We start from the raw sequence: 20,194 nt of genomic DNA, 5'->3' as shown, positions 1-20,194 counted from the left end.
TCTATTTTTGTAGTAAAAAATTCGGATGTCTCAAGATTCTGTCATAGTCCTCTTTTGAAACTCCAAAATCCTTTTTAATCATTGCTTTTCTCAAAAATTTAATCTTCGTACAGTTTACAAGCTTTTTTGTTAACGTAATCGTCCCAAAATGATCAACAATATTTTTTATATCCGAATTCATTGTCACCAAAAACTTCAGGAATTCCTCTTTCGTATCTAACTTATATAACTTCTCATTAATTAATTTTGTTGCCACAAAATCTGCATTCGTCCGCACAGTTAAATCACATTCATTTTCACAAAAGCAATTTCCACTACATTCCCGATGCGCCATCAACAATTCCTTATGATTATCCCAATAATGAACCGCAGCTTTAATTTCCTGATCCAGGATTACATCTCTAATATCTGCTTTCTCATGAACATTATAAGTATTGATCTGCAAGTGATTATCCAATTTTCCATAATGAAGCAGTGCTTCACCTACCCCAAGGCGTCCCAGCAGCTCATAATTCAAATCACTCATATTAGTAGCCATACTTACAATATCTTTGTTATCTTTTTCAATCAGCTTAAATATAACCTTCACATCCGTATTCGCTACAATTTCTCTACCAACAGAAGTAGGTGATTGATCTGCAACGATAATGCCGGTACCATAAGCCCGAATTTCTTTAATCAAATCTTCCAGCGTCTCCACAGTTGACCCCTGTGAATCAGCACCGTCTACAGTTATCCCTCTGCCTTTTCCCAACAGCACATGAGCTTCATCAATCAACAATATATTCTTTAACTTTCCATCTCCAGATACATTGTTTTTCGTATAAACACAGAACAAAATAAGAAGCAATGCCATAATCAAGGACTTCTGTTCTTTATTGTTAATAGCATTCAACTCGACCACCGTAGGATTTCTCAGTAAATCTTCAATCGGTATCGTATGAACCGTATCATAAATATTGCTGTTTTGTTCAATCAGACTAACCAATCGTACAATGCCTGCACTTTCAATATTTGCTCTTGTTTCTCCTTTATAATTTGAATGTTCAATATTTTTCTTAAATACCTTGATAAACTCGTACATACCAAACAATTCAATATCCGGGTCATCCAATGTACTATTCTTTTTCCACCCATACTCCGTATAACAGTCATTAATTGCACTCAGAAAAATATCTGGCAACGGATTCGGCATAGAAAATGATGCTTTAAACGCAGCAGCAAGACTCGGTGTATAACTTTCCACTGTCACACCTTTGGGAGGTCTGAATGGATTTATCACAAACGGTGAAACATCATTTTTACCTGGAGTAAAAATCTGCATTTCCGGAATAGCGTCAATCAATGACCTGTATTCCGTTTTTGTTGGTTCAATTGCCAGAAATGGAATACCAAAATCCTGATAGAACTGCAAAAGAAGTCCCAATGAAAAATTTGTTTTACCTGACCCGGGCATCCCCACAATCAGACCGTGTTTTGTAAATTGATTTAAAGGAATTCCAGCATGTGCTCCGTCATAAAATCCGTTTCTTGCTGCATTTTTAATAATCCCGACCTTAAAATTATCGGGTGCAATAATACTATCGTTTAACTTATCTCTATTAATCAAAACCTTTTTACTTGCAATCCCGATAGTTTTACCATCATCTATTGGAATCTTGAAAACTGCTCTCAACTCCCGTGTAGAAATCAACTGTTTAAATCTGATAAATATTTCAGGTTTCCTCGGCAGATTCCAGATAACAGGATTTCTCTCACCAAAAATTAAAATATTGCTAATTTGCCACGGCAAGACTGGATAAAGCCCGGCAAGGTCTATATGATTTAACGGAAGGCTGACTGCCTCATAACTGCTGCCATTAATCTTACTGGAATCTTCCAACGCATCCACTAATTTATTGGAAATATCAAATGCACAATATTTAGAGGAGCATACTAAAAAATTAAAATAAAACAGGGATTCTTTTTCTTCTTCTAAATAAGTCTGATAAGCCTGCATAAGATTCTGCGAAATACGATCCGGCCTCATCATCTGTCTCATCATATTGGCAGCATAATATTGCAACAGCTTACTAATCTGCTCAATCCCCATCACTTCAGATTGATTATATCGCGTTGGTATAATCTGCAGTAAGACTGCACTCTGTGGGTATTGAGTTAATACATTAGTAATTGCAGAAGTATTACAATTTTCTGCCGGCGTCGGTATGTACGTGTGATAAATATATCCTTCCTGCGTCAACATGCTGACTGTAGCATCTTCCTTTTTAGCAATACTTGTCACCGTACTAACATTAATTTGTTTTAAATGTTCTTCAAAATTCAACATTTCTTCCTTATCATGAAAAAAGTCCATTTCAAAGAACTTATCTGTAAAATCGTTTTTCAAGCTGTTTTCAAGCGCATCCAATTGCATTTCTATCTCTGATACAGACGTTCCCATCTGTCTGAGAATTAAATGCATCTTAAGCTGAGCATTGTATGTTTGATTATTTACTTCAACAGAGGAAAACATTAAGTCCAGTGAAGACATTCCATCCCGGCTTTTTCTATGAAAGCTATTTAAAACCTGAGTAAAGAAAAGTTGATTTTCTTCATTGGCACGCTCCAAATTCTTGTTAATTAGTTCAAAATAAGGAATTGCCGTAACTTCCGCCACCCTGCATCCAACAAACATCCCATTTCCCAAAGTTACAATATTATCCACTATCAGCCCTCCGTTAAAAGAGTGAAAACATTTTATTTTCTTCACATAGCTGTAATGATTCCGGTGATAACTCTGACTTGTGTTCCGCTACATACTTTTTAAATTTAATAGCTTTATCATTCACAAATATCTCCGTATTAAGTTTAATCTTCCGTTCTTTAAAATCATTTGTCACAGAGACGGCCACATCCTGTTTTTCATTTCCACATAAAACAAAAGCCTGAAATAAATTGCACACAACTGTATTCCCCAGATGAATAACTGTAACATTTGCTTCCGCTAAATTTCCTCCCAAACAACTGATTATTAGATTGCTATGCCGCTCTTTGTCAATATCTTTACAAGACAGCAAATATTTTGAAAATGCCGATATTCCTACTGAAAAATTTGATTCTGTCAAAAGGTTAAACATCTCTTCCGAAAAATCATCAGGATTATTTAGTGATAATAAATAGCGTTCCAAACAATCCAATTTAATCTGTGAGCCATTCTGTAATAATTTTTTTACTCGTTCTATAGTGACTGAAACTTCGTCCTTTCCTGAAACAATAAATTCAGTTAAAGTATTGGCATCTACTTTGAAGCCCAAAGAAATCAAATAGTCTGTAACCTCGTCCCTGACCAATTTATCATCCTTACCTTTTAATAAATATTCAGATAACAAATCGCCTACAAACGTCTTATTAAAGCCTGTGGCAAATATTTGTTCCAGAACTCCTCGTTTTTTCTCCTTATCTATCGTAGTATTGATTACATAATTTCTCACAGTATTTGTTGATATTGTACATTCTCCTGACAATAATTCACCAATCAGGACATCTCGTTCTGCTATCGAATCAGAATTTTGGTTCAGATAATAATTATAAATGGCATCTCTGGCTCGGCCATCGATTTCTAAATGAAACATTCTGTTTATGATATCCTTCTTTTGAATCGCCGCAAAACTAGAACTATCTAAAAAGGAAATAACCGTCCTGGAACTTAATGTCACAAAAATTTGCTGTTCAATCACAACATTCAAAAAGGCCATCAATACGTCATAATTCTTATTTACAATCAATACAAAAATAACTATGGCTTCCGTCTCTAAATCATTAACATCCCCTTTATAAATGGCCAGAAACGTTTTTTTAGCCGCATCATAAGTATCCATTTGAGGAAATAAAGCTTTTACAATTATCTCAGCATTACAATGCAATTCTGTTCCAGTCAGTAGCTCTAACAATTCATTTTTAGTTCCAATAGAATCCTTGCTATTAATAAAATAATTTTCAAAGAATGATTTTGACAACTCATCTGCAATCCGCTCATCAAATAATTTCTTAACTAAGCCCGCTTTCGCCTCACAATCCGGGTAACTATTCAAAATTTCTTCAAGCGCCGCCTTTTTATCTATATGGTTTTTATTATTTATGATTGTCTCCACCACTTCATCTTTTCCGTGTTTAATAGCAATTTTCAACAAACTTTTGTTGGCATACTCCGAAAAAACTTCCCCTGCATCAAGCTTAGAAGCTACATACTCAATTCGGCCAGTATCATTTAATGTATCAAATATAGCCAATAAATTAGCATAAATATCCGAAGCTCCCTGTCCGAAGGATTCATAAAGATTAATCTCACTTTCTGCCACTGTTGGAAATTCCGTACTGAGACGTTTGGCATAAACTTTTACTTTGTCCAACGCCCCTCTGGCTTCTTCCTGGCTTTTAGCTGTTGAAATGCTCATGATTTGAAAACTCAAATTGGCCAGAAGGGTCCCTATATGATTATGATCTTTTCTTTCACAGTCTTCTAAGTTCCTTTTGGCGCTCTCCATCCTTTTATTCGCGATATCCATTAATGTCTGGCGAACCACATCATTAATTCCTTCAATACCGTCAACCTGAATCTTATCGAAGGTCGCCTCCCGCTCAACGATTGTCCCACAGTATTTACATATCCATATCTTCTTTGAAGGATCAAATTCTAGTTTTCCACCACATGCACATTTTCTTGCGACAAAGTTAATCGCCATACCAACTGCTCCTTTATTTTGAAATCATTAATTTTTTATTCCGCTCTATGAATAGCAGTTCAATCTTTTCACACAATTCTTTTGTCTTAGCCATGTCACCGGAATCAAATACCGTTCTCAATTCCATCACATATTGCATAATCATGCGTTCATGACTCTCCACCTCGCGATTTGACATTGGATCCGAATACTTAATTGTCTCAGACAGTTTTTTAAGCACTCCTGTGGTATCCGGTTTCTGGCACCTTTGTATCATCATTTCAATGTCAACATTAATTCCTTTTATAAAGTTCACGTTTTCCTTAATTTTGGTATCCACACTCTGCACCGTATCTCTTGTCATGACAGAGATGATTGCAATAATGATAAAAACACAAAGAAGTAACGCCTGAATCAATATCGCCAACTTTACATTGGCCATGGCACGAAACATCATAAAAACCAGACTACAAAATAATTCCGCACAAACAAAGTAAACTGATAGCGACATTAACGGGATTCCAAAAAACACCGTTTCGATACTAACATTTTTAAATATAAAATAAACACATATAATATGTAATGCAAAAGCTGCTATCATAAATCCATAACTAATCCAGAATACCGCATTATAATTTTTAAACAATAAAAAAACGCCCAAATGATATGCTACAAATATAACAAGATAAACTAACCCAGCCATTAAACCATTCTTTTTCTTAGTATCCATAAAACTTCCTCCCATTTTTGTTTAACCTTAGCATGGAGTTCCACATTTATGACAGAATGCTGCATCGGGCAACAGCTGCGTATGACACTTTGGACATTCTTTAGCCTGCCTTGTACCACATTTCGGACAAAAAATCATGTCATCCGACAATGCATTCCCGCAGTTCGTACAGTACTTTCCTCCGCCCGCTTTGGGTTCCATCTTATCGTTTGGCATAGAATTTCCACCTGCCACTTCTTCCTCTTGTTTTTCAAAATGGCTCATAAACCCTGTCACATCAAATGGCTTTGAACTTCTGCTATCAACAGGTGATGCAACACCGCTCAAATCCTTAGGCGGGTTTTCTGTTGGTATTCGTTCCGGACTCAGTACATCCCTCGCCAAATCTGCTACGCTTCCGCCAAATGCTCCCCCCATCATAAACCCACCAACGGCGCCTCCAATATTTCCCATTGTTCCCTCATTGCCAGCAAACGTTTGAGCAATATCCATCTGCCTTTCTTCCTGCCAGGTATACCCTTGAATAACCCGGGAAGCTCTGGCCTCTTTTGCTCTCTTGACTGCTTCAAAATCTTCATCCGGAACAGTAATCGTCTCAATATTAAATTGCAGCACGTCGATTCCATAATCGACAAACAAAGGACTAAGCTGTTCTTTTACTACTTCTGAGATTTCAAATAAATTCTCATTCATATCAAAATAACTTACTTTTCCAATGTTCATGATTTTGGAAATGTAAGATTTTACATATTGCTTAATAATCCCCCGGAATTTTGCTATCATTTGCTCCGCATCAAAGGAATCCCGGAATCCCACTATTTTGAGCATAAATTTTCTTGAGTCCATCACCTGAAAATTCATATTTCCACACATACCAACATGTAAAAAAATATCATACACAGGATCATTCAAAGTAATTTCCCCAGGGATCCCCCAGGTTATATCCATTTGATGCACTTTGTTAATAAAAAATACTTTACACGGGAATGCGGTCTGACCGTTCGTTGGCAAATTGATGATTCGTTTTACAAGCGGAATATTAGGTGTCTCCAAGGTGTGACGCCCAGGGCCAAACAAATCACATGCGTTTCCATTAACTACCAGCAGTGCCTCATGTGTCTCATCTACAATCAATTGTGATGTCGTATTAAAATCTTCAATTGGGTTTTTCCAAATCAGGGAATCAATAGGGCCTTCAAACTGTAAAACCTGCGAAATATTCATCTCTTATCCTCCCACCGGCCTATTCTAACGATAGCCCCGGTCCATTTCATATTGTATAATTAAATCACGATTAGCTACTTCATAACTATTAAAAACGTCATCATCAAACTCATCAGGCTCAACCGTTCCTTCATACCAGCTGCATGCATTAAAGTACTCTTGTAACATTTCATCTTTAAACTTACGTCCATGACGGGCAAAGAGCTCATTTCTTGCCAGCCGGCACATTTCAGCAGTAAAACCCTCCAGGTCCTTATTTGTTAAATAACGAATAGAACTATCAGGAAGAATATAATCAGATTTCTGATCCGGAATCGATTCCACATTATTTATAGAATTATCTGCTTGTGTCAATATTTCATCTGTTTGCTCTACTATTTGAGTTGTCTCAACATAACTCGCAGATGTCGTAGTTTCCATCGACACTGCCTCTCTCTGTTTTTGAATCTCATCATTTTTCTGCTTACTCGTCCCTGCCGATATATAAACACCTCCAGCAAAGATAACTATTAGTATCACTATTGTAAATGATACTATTGGGAAAATCTTTTTACTCGCTTTATCTTTAGGTGAATTGCTTTTTAATATAACCGTTCCCTCTATCACGCCGGAACTATGTACTTCTTTTGGGTTTACATATTCACTGACGTTCTCTGTCTCTTCATTTAGCACAGTTTTTGAGCCACATTGTGTGCAGAAGAAAGTATATTCATTTTCTTGATGACCACAATTTGGACATATTCGCATCTTACTCATATAAATCCGACCTTTTCTTAGATAATTATAAATTTTATAAATTTTTTCTTATTATCTCATAAACATTTAAGCCCTGTTATATGAATTTTATCATATTTTTTGTCAATAATCCACTAAATATTTGTTTTTATGTCTACAATTGTCAGAATTAATCAGGCTCTTACCATGGATTTACTTACCGATTTCTTCAGATGACACCTCACAAGGAACGCCCTTTCTACTTGGCCATGAAATATAAACCTAAAAAGGAGCTGCGCACTAATTACTTAGTGCGGCAGCCCCCTGCTCAATTTCCTTTCCCTTAAAGCAGTTTTATCTTTTGTACGAAATCAAAACTATTTCATATTCAACGACCAATTCTTTCTTTAAATCACAATATTTTCTAGAGAAACCTTGTTGTTTCTATCTCTTCCGCAATCAGCGCCTCCAATCTGGCTGCTTCCTCTTTCCCCTCTGCACTGACGGATAAATACATTTTCAATTTCGGTTCCGTTCCCGATGGACGAACCACCACAGAAGCATTCCCCTCCAGGATAAATTTCAATACATCAGACTTCGGCAGATGTATCGGCTCCGGCTTTCCATTCCGGTCAAACGCTATTGATTCAAGGTAGTCACACATACCCTCCACCCGTCTGCCCCCAATCGTCACAGGAGTGTCGTTACGGAATCCCGACATAATCCCCTTCATCTTGTCAAAGCCCTCTGCACCTTCAAATGTATAGCTCCTCAATGTATTTAAACAATAACCATACTTTTCATACAAACCATTCAAAACCTCCAGCAGACTCTTTCCCTGGGCTTTATAATAGGCAAACATCTCACAGATTAACAGGGAACCATCCACGGCATCCTTATCGCGCACATAGCCGCCAGATAAGTAACCGTAGCTCTCTTCAAATCCAAATATATATCTGTCCGCCTCCCCTTTTTCCTCAAGAAGCCCAATCTGCTCGCCAATGAATTTAAATCCGGTTAATACATCAATCACTTCCACGCCATAATCAGCCGCAATACGCTTCGCCATATCGATAGTCACTATCGTCTTAACCACAATCGGTTTCTCCGGCATTTTCCCCATGGCAATTCTGCGCTTGCAGATATAATCCAGCAAAAGCATCCCCATCTCATTGCCACTCAACAAAACATATCCATCTTCCGATTTCACCGCAGTTCCGACTCTGTCACAATCCGGGTCTGTCGCCAGCAACAAATCACTGCCAAGCCGTTTTGCATATTCCAGCCCCAGCGCCAGTGCTTCCTTAATCTCCGGATTAGGATACGGGCAGGTAGTAAAATTCCCATCCGGTTGCTCCTGCTCCTTTACCACAGAAATGTTGGTAAAGCCATTTTCCTGAAGCACCCTGGTCACACAGTACCTTCCGGCTCCATTTAACGGAGTGTAGACGATGGAAATGTCTTTGTTAATATCCGGAGGGCAGAGGGATTCCTTTGAAACCGCATGAATGAATGCATCAATCGTATCCTCCCCAATATAGGAAATGATTCCGGACGCAAACCCCTGGTTGAATTCAATCTTTTTCACATCCTGGAAGATATCAACCTGATTGATTTCCTCCTGAATCTCTTTTGCTGCCTTCGTCGTGATTTGGCATCCATCGCTTCCGTAGACTTTATACCCATTATATTTCGCCGGGTTATGGCTGGCAGTGATAACAACGCCACCGGAACACTGCAAATGACGCACTGCGAAAGATAACGACGGCGTCGGCATCAATTCCCGGTAAGTATAAACCTTAATCCCGTTGGCCGCAAAAACTTCCGCCGCCATCTCAGCAAATGTATCAGATTTGATTCTACTGTCATGGGCTATGGCTACGGATGGGTTCGGGAAATTCTTAATCAAATAATTGGCATATCCCTGAGTTGCTTTGGAAACCGTATAAATGTTCATACGGTTCGTTCCAACACCAATAATCCCCCGCAGGCCGCCGGTGCCGAATTCTAGGTCTTTGTAGAAGCGGTCTTCTAAATCTTCTTCATTACTTTTAATATCTTCTAATTCTCTCCTTAAGTCTCTGTCTTCCAATTGTTGTGAGAGCCACTTATCACATTGCTGAGTTATATTATTTTTCATTTTCTTTTCACCTATTTAAACAAATATTAGCTAACTCCTTTATTCATTTGAATCTCCCGGTTTCCCATACACAAGAATGCAAATACGGAAATAACTAACTCTCTATATGTAAAAGCAAAATGAATAAATGAATGATTAGCTGACACGACATACCAGCAAAATGGCATTACCATAATTAATCCAAACGGCAATGCTTCTAACATAATACGTTTGATATCTCTAAAATTTTTTAATACAATCACCGCCAAAAGAACAAGAACTATAGTCACGGATAATTCCATTATCTCACCAAATCCCACATTAATGTTTCTTTTGATCACATCCCAATAGGTAAAATTAGCTTCATTATAATGGGTAGAGGAGCGAAATTTAATTGTATTAATAGCATCCTTGAACAAATTTTCTTTTAACAAAATACTCCCAACCAGCCATTTTCCACTCCACATCCCAACATACCCCGTTCCCCACATAAGAGAATAACCCATTACTTTTTTAATACTGTCAATTACCTTTCTTCTATTCTGAAACATCATAACAACAGTTAATGGTAACCCCAATGTTACAAGTGGGTATGTTAAAAAATCAAAATAACTGGTACACATTCCGATTATTAAAAAAACAAATGGGTATAGATAAAACTTTTCAAACTTTTCTTTACATATCAAAACTATCAATATAGCAATAGTAGTAATATAATAAATTGAAGAATACTGTAATGACAATCCCATTGCATCAGGCCGCAAAAAAAGATAAGATAACACAAATGGTATTACCATATTTACCATCTTCTTTTTTAATAAATAAAAGATAATTGAAGTAGACAATACAAATTGTACTAGACGATTAATTGTTCTAATTCCCAAATAATTGCAAAATAACAGCATTGGTTTTAAAACTACTAAAAAACCATGCCAATATCTTTTATAACTACCTTCTGAATAATTGCTGCTTTTATTCATATAGGCACTTAATGAATGTTCTGGCGTGTAATTGTTAATAGAAGGATGATACACCGCCATCGCCTTTTCAACAGCGCTTACTCCTTCTTTATTATATACAGCTTCACTAAGCATCAATCCATCTGTATAATTGTCAAGCATTTTACTATACTTCTTGCTAATGCAAGGATATGTTCCTTCCACCTCAAATATATATGTGGAATCCTTCACATTTTTATAAATTCTTTCCGTCGGAATACTAAAAGCACCTACCAATAAGAGTGTACCTAAAACAATACCTGCTATCAATATCAACAATACTCTTAATAAAAATATCCGATTTGCAGATGTTCCCTTCATATCTATAACTCCTCTTTTCTATTCAAATACATATGTATCAAATTCAAACGAAACTCAAATTCTTGCCTCTCCTTCTCAACAATTGTACTAAGTATAACTCCAGCAAAAAAAGAAACAATGGCAGCTAAAGCAACAAACCCACTGACTATCAGCGTTGGAAACTTGGGAACAAGTCCTATTTCAAAATAAATACACAAAACGGGAAAAAACATAACACCGGCTAATACAAGCAGCCCTAAGGCAATCATGACCAAAAAATTCAAAAGGCCGATAATTTTTATACAAGCGTCCAATTGTTTTTAATACTTTCAGACCATCATAATAAGTATTTAATTTAGACACACTTCCCTCCGGCCGGTCACGATACTCAATAATTATATTTTCAACCGCCATATTTTTGTCAACTGCATGTATTGTCATCTCTGTTTCAATTTCAAACCCTTTTGAAAGAACCGGAAAACTCTTCACAAATTGAAAGCTAAACGCGCGAAATCCTGTCATTATATCATGAATATCGCATTTAAATAACCGATTTATTGTTCCCTTTACCAAATTATTTCCAAAATTATGAAATCTTCTTTTATTTTGCATCGCATATGTAGATGACAATCTATCTCCGATCACCATATCCATCTTTCGTTCAAGAATCTGCTTAACCATCTGTTGCCCAAATTCCGCCGGATAAGTATCATCTCCATCTACCAAAACATAACATTCCGCATCTATTTCACGGAACATTCGCCTGATTACATTTCCTTTTCCCTGCTGATATTCATAATTCACAATAGCCCCTGCTCCTAAAGCAATTTTATCTGTACCATCATTCGAATTATTATCAAATACATACACAACAGCATCTGGAAGTACTCTCTTCCAATCTCCTACTACCTTTCCTATTGTTTTGCTTTCATTGTAACAAGGAATTAATACAGCTATTTTATCCATAATCATTCTCCCACGACAGACCTTCATTATATGTTCCACCGCATCTTACACTAAATAATACATATAAATGCCACAAAATATCAAAAGGCTATGTATTTAAACCATAGCCTTTTTTCATATAAAATATTTAGAAAACCACTACACCGGCAATTTCTTTCTTGACATTACGAACCGCTTCTATCTCTTTCTCAATCTCTCCCAAACGCGACACGCCACACTGCTCTACCAAAATCACAGCTTCACAATCAGGCAATTTACTTACAGTTTCTGCACTTTCATTAAGATTGTTACCAATTGTCAAAGTCATATCTGAGCATAACTTACCTAATTTATCCACGACAGTTTTTAAAATTTCAGTAGACACCGTACCTACAACCAAAATATTTTTTGCTTCCCCTGCATAATTCTTCAAATTAGCAGCCATCAACTCATATCTTGCTTCTTCCGTCAGATGGTCCTTCTTACCTTCAAGTTTTTCAAGCCATCTATCTATGCCTGAGAATAACCTTTTTTTCTCCGTGCCTGGAAATACTGCTAAAATCTTAACTCCATAACGCTGTTTTAAATCTTTTGCAGAAATTATTTTGTTTGTCATAAGAAATGCTACGCATATACAAAAAATTGTAATAAACGCCCCCAGCACTCCACCTAATACCGCATATTTTATTCCTGATTTGATAGCTGCTGATGTAGATAGAACTGCTGATTCTACAGGTTCCTGCATATCTTCCAACGTTTTCTCTTTCTCTTTTAACGTCGTTTGCAATGTGGTTATATTATCATTAACCATTTTTTGCTTATTATCAAGTTCTAAATCCGTAGTCGTACTACTAACCTGATTCATAATATACAATTCATGAGCACCAAATTTGTTACTATAATCATCATATTGTGCTTTCACATCGTCAAGAATTGCATTAAGAATCCGCTCTGCACCAGTTTCGTCCGAATAACAAACCGAAACTGACAACATCTGTCCCCATTCATCTACTTTGACTGTAATTAACTCTTTTAAATATTCTTCTTCTGTCCCCATTTTTGCAGCCAGCTTAGATAAATCAAAACCTTGATTAATATAAGAAGCATAAGTTCTAACCAAACCATTATTGTATATAGCCGTATAGGAATTTAAACCATTTACCAGGGTTACATCATCAGACTTAATAAAAATATCCGCTGAAGATATATACTTATCAAATGGGCTAATTTTCATCAAAATAGACTTTTCCAAATACTCAGTCTGTGATTCTATATTCCGTTCAATGTTTTTTATTTCTCTTTCACAACTAGCCTTTAAAGCTTCATACTCTTCAAAATCCTGCTGATACTGTTTTTGTGCTTTCTTTACATATTCAGTATCTCTTTGCTGAGCCATACTTCCCGTTAATTTATATCCCCCCAGCAATACACCAAATATAATGGCTATTATTATAATTGGTCGCCATTTATAAAGCACAGCAAACATCAAATCTTTTAAATCAATTTCCTGCTCATATGTAGTAGTATTATTATCCATAACTTCTCTCCTCGTTTTTTGCTTTTTTTATCATAACATATTGGAAATAAAGAATCAATGGATAACAACATACTAAAATTTTCATATCTTAATAATCTTCTATAATTCTCTGTTTTCATACTAACTTCTCATAATGAAGATTATACAAAGTAATGAAATTAAAACAGGGGGTATATCTTGGGTGTAAAAAATTATGAACAATATAAGCGAATCATTCGTTTTCTGTCCGGCGCAGTCCTGGTTTTAATTGAAATGTTCTTTTATCTCTATACCTGGTTGCACTATTATAATAATATGATGGAAGTTCCATATAACCGTACAGGACATTGGCTTATCGCCGTAGTATATGGAATGCTTCTTTTGATATTTGCTAAATTGTATGGTGGCCTGAAGATAGGCTATCTTAAAACAACCAGTATGATTTGCTCACAAATGCTGGCAACCATATGTGCCAATATCATGATTTATTTACAGATTACATTGCTGACGAAACAATTTCAAAATGTATTGCCGTTGCTTTTTATGACATCAGTAGAATTTCTTTTTATTTCTATGTGGAGTTACCTTTTTAACCGCATTTATCGAAAAATCTATCCTCCACGAAAGGTGCTGTTGATTTATGGAGAACATCCAATCATAAGCCTAATGGGAAAAATAAATACCCGTAATGACCGTTTTATTATTGGTGAAGTAGTGCATATCTCACTGGACATAGAAGAAATAAAAAAGAAAATCTGTGAATATGAGGGCGTTTTAATTTGTGATGTCCCCTCCCATATAAGAAACCATTTACTCAAATACTGTTATAAAAATTCTATCCGTGTCTATGCAACTCCCAAAATATCAGACATCATTATTAAAAGTGCCGAGAGTTTTCATATGTTTGATACCCCCTTGATGCTTTGTCGTAACAGCGGACTGACATTTGAACAACAATTTATAAAGAGAGGCATGGATATCGTACTTTCTATCATAGCATTGGTATTTTTATCGCCTGTTTTTATAATTACCGCGTTAGCAATTAAGCTATATGACCATGGGCCGGTTTTTTACTATCAAGACCGATGTACAAAAGATGGAAACATATTTTCAATATGTAAATTCCGAAGCATGGTTGAAAATGCAGAGAAAAATGGACAGTCCATGCCTGCTACAAAAGGTGATTCCCGCATCACTCCAGTGGGAACTATTATCCGTGCCACCAGGATTGATGAATTGCCACAGCTGTTTAATATTTTAAAAGGTGACATGAGTATCGTGGGGCCGAGACCGGAACGGATTGAGCACGTGAAAATGTATTCAAAAGAGATTCCCGAATTTGAATATCGGCTGAAAGTCAAAGGCGGCCTGACTGGCTATGCCCAAGTATATGGGAAGTACAACACAACGGCCTATGATAAGCTAAAACTAGATTTGATGTACATACAAAATTACTCCATCTGGCTGGATATTGAAATTATCTTTAAGACGGTGAAAATTCTATTTATGAAAGAAAGTACTGAAGGGTTTTCGGAGGAGATGGCCATGACTATTAATCATTATAAAACGTAATATAGACAACTTTCAAGAAAGGTTGAGTATCTATGAAGAAAGCAATAATTATTGCGTCTACCGCATCAATGATATTGCAGTTTAATATGAATAATATAAAAATTTTGCAAGAATCTGGATATGAGGTAATGGTAGCATGCAATTTTACTACAGGTAATAGTGTTGATAGTAATACAATAAAAGATTTAAAAAAACAACTAAAAAATATAAATGTAATGACTGTTCAGATACCTATTCCAAGAAATCCATTGGCATTCCGGTCTATAATATTATCATACAAAATATTAAAACAATTAAGTGAACAGTTTTATTTTAGTATTATGCATTGTCATTCTCCAATAGGTGCTGCTGTTGCTAGAAGCGCTTTTAAAAAAAGCCATAAAACAGGTACCAAAATAATATATACAGCCCATGGATTTCATTTTTATAAAGGGGCCCCTTTACATAACTGGATGTTATACTACCCAATAGAATATTTGCTATCCAAATGGACAGATGTAATAATAACAATAAATACTGAGGATTATAATAGGGCTAGAAAATTCGGAACTGCAATAGTAGCGTATACCCCAGGTATTGGAATTCATTTAACACAGGAAAGCACTGTTTCATCAGCAAACAAGCGCCGAGAATTGGGAATACCTGAGAATGCATTTTTAATGCTGTCAGTTGGTGAACTAAATAGAAATAAAAATCATCAAATAATTATAAAAGCAATGGCTCGAATAAATCATGATTCCCTCTATTATGTCATATGTGGACAAGGTGGAGAGAAATCTGCTCTTCAACAGCTAGCCCAAAAGTTGGGTATTGAAAACAGGGTTAAGCTATTGGGTTTTAGAACAGATATGGAAGAAATATACCCATGTGCAAATGTATTTATACTTCCTTCATATAGGGAGGGACTCTCTGTTGCTCTTATGGAAGCTATGTCCTATGGCCTGCCCTGCATTGTCTCATGTATACGGGGAAATATAGATTTAATTGATGACAATTTGGGAGGATATACAGTATTACCTAATGATGTTAATGGCTTCGTAAGGGCAATCAAAAAAACCCTAAATAATAATGTACAGAAGTTAGGTTTTTATAATAAAGAAAAAATACAATGTTTTTCTATTGAAAAAGTTGCGGAGTATATGAGAAAAATATATTTGGATATTTCTCTTCCAAGTAATACTAAAAAACTAAAATAATTTTATATGTTTTACATGAAATATATAAACAAAGGATACAAATATGATAGAAAACAATAGTATTACAACTTCTAAACCCAATATTATTAATATCTTGTTACTTGCATTAGCACTACTGCTTCAAAAAGTATTTGCTGCTGTTAGTATTGATTTACCAATAAGTATTACTTTAATGTGGGGGGTAACCATTCTAATCTTATTTGTTTGCTACCACCTTACGGGTAAAATAGCCATTCCAATATATTACAGTTTGTGTCAATTATGGATAGCTGCTATGCTGTTTTTTGCATTAGTAGCAGCCCCAATGATTATTGGATATGATTATAAGCTAAAAAGAATAGCATATGAATTTATTTACTACGAGGTTTTGTTCTTTTGTCTTCTTGTTGGATACAATATTAGCAAAATTAAATATAGTCATTTTTTTCTTAAATCTATTGCTTTTGCCTCCGTTGGTGTTGCCAGCATATCAGTATTTACTGAACTTTTTAATATTAGCTTATTCAAAAAAATGTTTTATTTATCGGGAGCAGGGTTACGCTTTTCGGGGATTGTTGGAAATCCTAATGACTATCTACCAATCACACTAATCGCACTTGCATATTTTTTTGTTACAAAAAGAGAAAAAAGAGAAATAAAATTTTTAGCAATTAGTATACTTATATTCTCAATTTTTGCTGCTGGTTCCAAAGGGGGGATAGTTAGTTTAGCTCTATATTTTTCCATGATTTTATTAAAGTGGTTCTTAACTGGTAATACTAATCGAAAAATTGTAAGTCTAATTTGCATTAGTGTACTAATTGCGGGCATGTTAGTTGTATTTGCATTTCCTGAAGCAGTTAGTAGTTTCCTGCTTGCACATACCTCGACAATCCCAGGGGCTGGGCGTATTATCGAATCATTAGCTAATCCTTGGAAAGCCTTATCAGATTCTAGCTCATCAAGATTTCAATGTTGGTATGGGGTATATTTGGTGATAAAAGAATCGTTATTGCTTGGTGTCGGGATAGGGGGAAACTCAAGAATATTGGAGACTATGAATTATGAATATAGTTATCTTACCCCACACAATCTATATTTAGAATTAATTGCACAAAGTGGCCTTATTGTCGGACTGGTTATTCTCATAATCTGCATTGGTATCTTTAAAAACTCTCTTAAAAGCCAAAATGAAGATACACGAATTCTTAGACATGCTATGTTTTTGTTATTATCGAATGGTCTATATTTTGCGGCTAACTGGTCAATTGCTTTTTGGTTTGCTGCTGGAATGCTTTGTTTTTATGCCAATTGCGGGGGTAAACATGTCAGAGATACTTAATTCAAAAAATATTAGTGTTGTAATTCAAGGTCCGATCAGCAATAGTACTACGTGGACAAAACAAGCATGTTTAAGTGTTCGAAAGTATTTACCAGAAGCCGAAATTGTGTTGTCTACTTGGATTGGAAATAGCACTACTGAATTAGACTATGATATTTTAGTGCAAAATCAGGACCCGGGGAGTTGTGAGGCTTTCTATAAAGGTGTAAATGGTGGTAAATCCATTAACAATTTTAACAGACAATTGATTTCAACGGTCAACGGTATAAAAGCAGCCAACAGAAAGTATGTTATGAAATTACGAACTGACAGTATTGTCACTGGAAATGAATTTCTAAAGTATTTTAGTAAATATGGTAATAAAGAAACGTGTGAGGGAAAAGTCCAAGAGAGAATCTTAACCCTGGAACCTAGAAATCCTTTTGGCTTTTTCAAAGGTGAATTTTGTTTATGTGATTTTTGGTTTTTTGGTTTAAAACAAGATATGCTAACATTATGGGATATTCCTTTATATGAGCGATTTGAAACATGGGAGCGGGATTTATTAGGAGAAGAATATTTATTTTATAACTATATAAAATTGTTGGAAGATGTTTCTTTTAAAATGCTTATGAATGAAAAGAAATTTACTATTATAGCAAATTTCTACAAAAAGGTCATGGCTTCAGAGTTTGTAGTAATACCTACGAGAAAGAGTAATATTGTCAGTTTGAAATATCCTCGATTAAATTGCTTTTCTGTTGTTTGTTTAAAGCATTATGTATGGAGTTTTAGTGATTGGAAAGTGAATTATAACAATTTCTATGGAAACAAAGATTATTTACATAAACTTTTTTCTAAATTAGAATTTTATCTAGGAGCTATTGTTCTTTTTCTCAAGAGAATGAAAGGATATTTTTAGTATGAATAAAATAAGGATTGAACCTGCAGATGTTAGCGTGGTAATTCAAGGTCCTGTGTTTAATGATGTTTGCCAAAATATAAACTATACTAAAAGGGCATGTTTAAGCGTCAGAAAACATTTACCGGGTGCAGAAATTATTCTATCTACTTGGGAAGGAGAAACAACAGAAGGGCTTGATTATGATATTTTGGTACAAAGTTCAGATCCTGGCAACTTCACATTTATACTTTCAGAAAAAATGGATAATGATTCGAGCCATTATCCAATGAATATTAATAGACAAATAATATCTACATTAAATGGTATTAAAAAATCTACCAGAAAATATATTTGCAAAATGAGAAGTGATACAATTCTTTTGGGAGATAACATTCTTAAAGAATATTGTAAATATAACGCTCCTATAAAAGAACCTTATAGCAGCATATTAAAACGGCGGGTGGTCACTTTGAGTTCTGTAAATCCTCAAAGATATTTTCCATTTGCGTTTTATCTTTGTGATTGGTTTTTCTTTGGTGAAAAAAATGATATCGAATACATATGGGACATCCCATTAATTGAAGAGTCTTCCCTTCATCAAAGGCCGGCAGATGGTCTATATTATATGGACGATAATTTTGGAAACGAGCAATATTTGTGGATGGGTTTTTTAAATAAGTTCATGAAGGTTGATATTGTAAATGGAAAAACTTTGAATAAAAAGATTTTAGAAGAATCTGAAAAAAGCTATGCGAACTGTTGTATATTTCTTACTGCAAAAAAAGCACAAATCAAATCTCTTAAAATAAAAGAAAGTGGGTATGGGGCTAGACCATGTTTTTCTAATGCAGGACTGTATACTACAAATGAATGGAAAAAGTTGTATAACAAATATGGAAATGGTAATTTGTTAATCATACCAAATCCTTTTGAAAATATTGTTTACATGTTGGTTACCTGGATAAGAGGAATCAAAAAAACGAAAATGTCATGCATTTATTATATAATAGTAAATATTTACCATAAACTGAGGTGACAATACAATGTGTAAGAAGAATAAACCAGATTCATCAGACATGAGTTTTGTTGTTCAGGGGGCAGTATGTGGACCAACCTTAGGCTCTAATTTATATACCAAGATTATGTGCCATAGTATACGTAAGTATTTCCCAAAAGCCGAAATTATATTATCCACTTGGAAAGGTGAGGATGTTGCTGGTGTTGATTATGATAAAATCATATATGCCGCGCCTATTGAAATGACATATATCATCCGAGATGACGGAAAAGTATATCCGCATACAATAAATCATCAAATTGTTACAACAAAAAATGGAATTGCATTAGCCACTCGTAAATATGTTGTAAAAGTACGTTCAGATTTGACATTTCTGGGAAATGGGCTGTCAAAATTTATTGGGAAATATAATGATTATTCAAATTCTCCAGAAGACAATGTTTGGAAAATTTTTTCAGAGCGTATCCTGTGTCTGCCAACTTACAATCCCAGAAAACGAATTATCTATCCATATAATATATGTGATTGGATATATATAGGAAAAAATAATGATATAAAAAAACTATTTGATATTCCACTTGCAGACGTGAAAAATCTAAAAATTCGTAGTAACAATTTATATCCCACTATACAAGATAATATGGGTGCTGAACAATATATTTGGACATCTTGTCTAAGAAAGAACGGTCTTCCTGCAATTTTAGATACAGCCAGCAGCACTGCTAATGATGCAATACACCGCTCTGAGCAGGCATTAGCTAATAATGTTGTATTATTATCCGCAAAAAAATTGCAGCTAAAGAGTCTAAAATCGGGATATTCAGGATATTGTTCTGAACCTTGGTTAAGCCAAGGCTTTTATACATTTTGTGAATGGAAACGGCTTTATAATAAGTTTGCTGGTGGGAAATGTTTTTTTAGGTATAATCCGGTAGAAGATATTTTATATCAAATT

14 protein-coding genes and 1 pseudogene are annotated in these 20,194 nt (G+C 35.2%); 6 read left to right on the top strand and 9 right to left on the bottom strand.

Annotated elements, in window-relative coordinates; genetic code table 11:
* Position 1: 1 nt before the first annotated feature.
* The 9 genes and pseudogenes from HMPREF9473_RS03815 to HMPREF9473_RS03775 form a co-directional block, all read right to left on the bottom strand.
* The gene (locus HMPREF9473_RS03815; protein ID WP_006778743.1) at positions 2 to 2,707 is read right to left on the bottom strand and encodes an ATP-binding protein; all 2,706 of its coding nucleotides are present in this window, start codon (positions 2,705 to 2,707) and stop codon (positions 2 to 4) included.
* Between the two features lie 13 nt (positions 2,708 to 2,720).
* Positions 2,721 to 4,724 carry a hypothetical protein gene (locus tag HMPREF9473_RS03810; RefSeq protein ID WP_006778742.1) on the bottom strand — a complete coding sequence of 668 codons (2,004 nt, stop codon included), beginning with the start codon at positions 4,722 to 4,724 and terminating at the stop codon, positions 2,721 to 2,723.
* Between the two features lie 13 nt (positions 4,725 to 4,737).
* Positions 4,738 to 5,433, bottom strand: a complete 696-nt coding sequence (locus tag HMPREF9473_RS03805; RefSeq protein ID WP_006778741.1) for a hypothetical protein — start codon at positions 5,431 to 5,433, stop codon at positions 4,738 to 4,740.
* A gap of 27 nt (positions 5,434 to 5,460) precedes the next feature.
* Entirely contained in the window at positions 5,461 to 6,657 is a 1,197-nt protein-coding gene (locus HMPREF9473_RS25945) for an SPFH domain-containing protein (protein ID WP_006778740.1), read from the bottom strand.
* A 24-nt stretch (positions 6,658 to 6,681) separates the two neighbouring features.
* Entirely contained in the window at positions 6,682 to 7,413 is a 732-nt protein-coding gene (locus HMPREF9473_RS03795) for a YARHG domain-containing protein (protein WP_006778739.1), read from the bottom strand.
* Positions 7,414 to 7,795: 382 nt separating this feature from the next.
* Entirely contained in the window at positions 7,796 to 9,511 is a 1,716-nt protein-coding gene (locus HMPREF9473_RS03790; RefSeq protein ID WP_006778738.1) for a phospho-sugar mutase, read from the bottom strand.
* 26 nt (positions 9,512 to 9,537) lie between these two features.
* Complete coding sequence (locus tag HMPREF9473_RS03785) at positions 9,538 to 10,809, bottom strand: hypothetical protein (RefSeq protein WP_006778737.1); 1,272 nt, start codon at positions 10,807 to 10,809, stop codon at positions 9,538 to 9,540.
* A 2-nt stretch (positions 10,810 to 10,811) separates the two neighbouring features.
* Positions 10,812 to 11,754 (bottom strand): annotated as a pseudogene (locus HMPREF9473_RS03780) (glycosyltransferase family 2 protein).
* A 127-nt stretch (positions 11,755 to 11,881) separates the two neighbouring features.
* Complete coding sequence (locus HMPREF9473_RS03775) at positions 11,882 to 13,270, bottom strand: hypothetical protein (RefSeq protein WP_006778735.1); 1,389 nt, start codon at positions 13,268 to 13,270, stop codon at positions 11,882 to 11,884.
* A gap of 177 nt (positions 13,271 to 13,447) precedes the next feature.
* Between HMPREF9473_RS03775 and HMPREF9473_RS03770 the strand changes: the two genes are divergently transcribed.
* The 6 genes from HMPREF9473_RS03770 to HMPREF9473_RS03745 all read left to right on the top strand — a co-directional run.
* Positions 13,448 to 14,821, top strand: coding sequence for a sugar transferase (locus HMPREF9473_RS03770; RefSeq protein ID WP_006778734.1), 1,374 nt, complete (start codon positions 13,448 to 13,450; stop codon positions 14,819 to 14,821).
* 32 nt (positions 14,822 to 14,853) lie between these two features.
* Positions 14,854 to 16,017 (top strand): glycosyltransferase family 4 protein, encoded by a 1,164-nt coding sequence (locus tag HMPREF9473_RS03765; RefSeq protein WP_006778733.1) that lies wholly within the window; start codon positions 14,854 to 14,856, stop codon positions 16,015 to 16,017.
* A 43-nt stretch (positions 16,018 to 16,060) separates the two neighbouring features.
* Positions 16,061 to 17,338, top strand: a complete 1,278-nt coding sequence (locus HMPREF9473_RS03760; protein WP_006778732.1) for an O-antigen ligase family protein — start codon at positions 16,061 to 16,063, stop codon at positions 17,336 to 17,338.
* Complete coding sequence (locus HMPREF9473_RS03755; RefSeq protein ID WP_006778731.1) at positions 17,322 to 18,239, top strand: WavE lipopolysaccharide synthesis family protein; 918 nt, start codon at positions 17,322 to 17,324, stop codon at positions 18,237 to 18,239. The genes HMPREF9473_RS03760 and HMPREF9473_RS03755 overlap by 17 nt, the downstream gene beginning before the upstream one ends.
* Position 18,240: 1 nt before the next feature.
* Positions 18,241 to 19,257: a WavE lipopolysaccharide synthesis family protein gene (locus HMPREF9473_RS03750; RefSeq protein ID WP_006778730.1), complete on the top strand. Its 1,017-nt coding sequence runs from the start codon at positions 18,241 to 18,243 to the stop codon at positions 19,255 to 19,257.
* Between the two features lie 7 nt (positions 19,258 to 19,264).
* A partial coding sequence (locus HMPREF9473_RS03745) for a WavE lipopolysaccharide synthesis family protein (protein ID WP_006778729.1) occupies positions 19,265 to 20,194 on the top strand: 930 nt, incomplete at its 3' end.

The sequence above is a fragment of the Hungatella hathewayi WAL-18680 genome (assembly GCF_000235505.1).
GTDB classification, from domain to species: Bacteria; Bacillota; Clostridia; order Lachnospirales; family Lachnospiraceae; genus Hungatella_A; species Hungatella_A hathewayi_A.
This window is presented reverse-complemented; position numbering and strand designations above follow the sequence as displayed.

Coding starts and splice junctions, on each gene's coding strand:
- HMPREF9473_RS03810 (WP_006778742.1), bottom strand. CDS start 4,724: ATGGCGATTAACTTTGTCGCAAGAAAATGTGCATGTGGTGGAAAACTA.
- HMPREF9473_RS03805 (WP_006778741.1), bottom strand. CDS start 5,433: ATGGATACTAAGAAAAAGAATGGTTTAATGGCTGGGTTAGTTTATCTT.
- HMPREF9473_RS25945 (WP_006778740.1), bottom strand. CDS start 6,657: ATGAATATTTCGCAGGTTTTACAGTTTGAAGGCCCTATTGATTCCCTG.
- HMPREF9473_RS03795 (WP_006778739.1), bottom strand. CDS start 7,413: ATGAGTAAGATGCGAATATGTCCAAATTGTGGTCATCAAGAAAATGAA.
- HMPREF9473_RS03790 (WP_006778738.1), bottom strand. CDS start 9,511: ATGAAAAATAATATAACTCAGCAATGTGATAAGTGGCTCTCACAACAA.
- HMPREF9473_RS03785 (WP_006778737.1), bottom strand. CDS start 10,809: ATGAAGGGAACATCTGCAAATCGGATATTTTTATTAAGAGTATTGTTG.
- HMPREF9473_RS03775 (WP_006778735.1), bottom strand. CDS start 13,270: ATGGATAATAATACTACTACATATGAGCAGGAAATTGATTTAAAAGAT.
- HMPREF9473_RS03765 (WP_006778733.1), top strand. CDS start 14,854: ATGAAGAAAGCAATAATTATTGCGTCTACCGCATCAATGATATTGCAG.
- HMPREF9473_RS03760 (WP_006778732.1), top strand. CDS start 16,061: ATGATAGAAAACAATAGTATTACAACTTCTAAACCCAATATTATTAAT.
- HMPREF9473_RS03755 (WP_006778731.1), top strand. CDS start 17,322: ATGTCAGAGATACTTAATTCAAAAAATATTAGTGTTGTAATTCAAGGT.
- HMPREF9473_RS03750 (WP_006778730.1), top strand. CDS start 18,241: ATGAATAAAATAAGGATTGAACCTGCAGATGTTAGCGTGGTAATTCAA.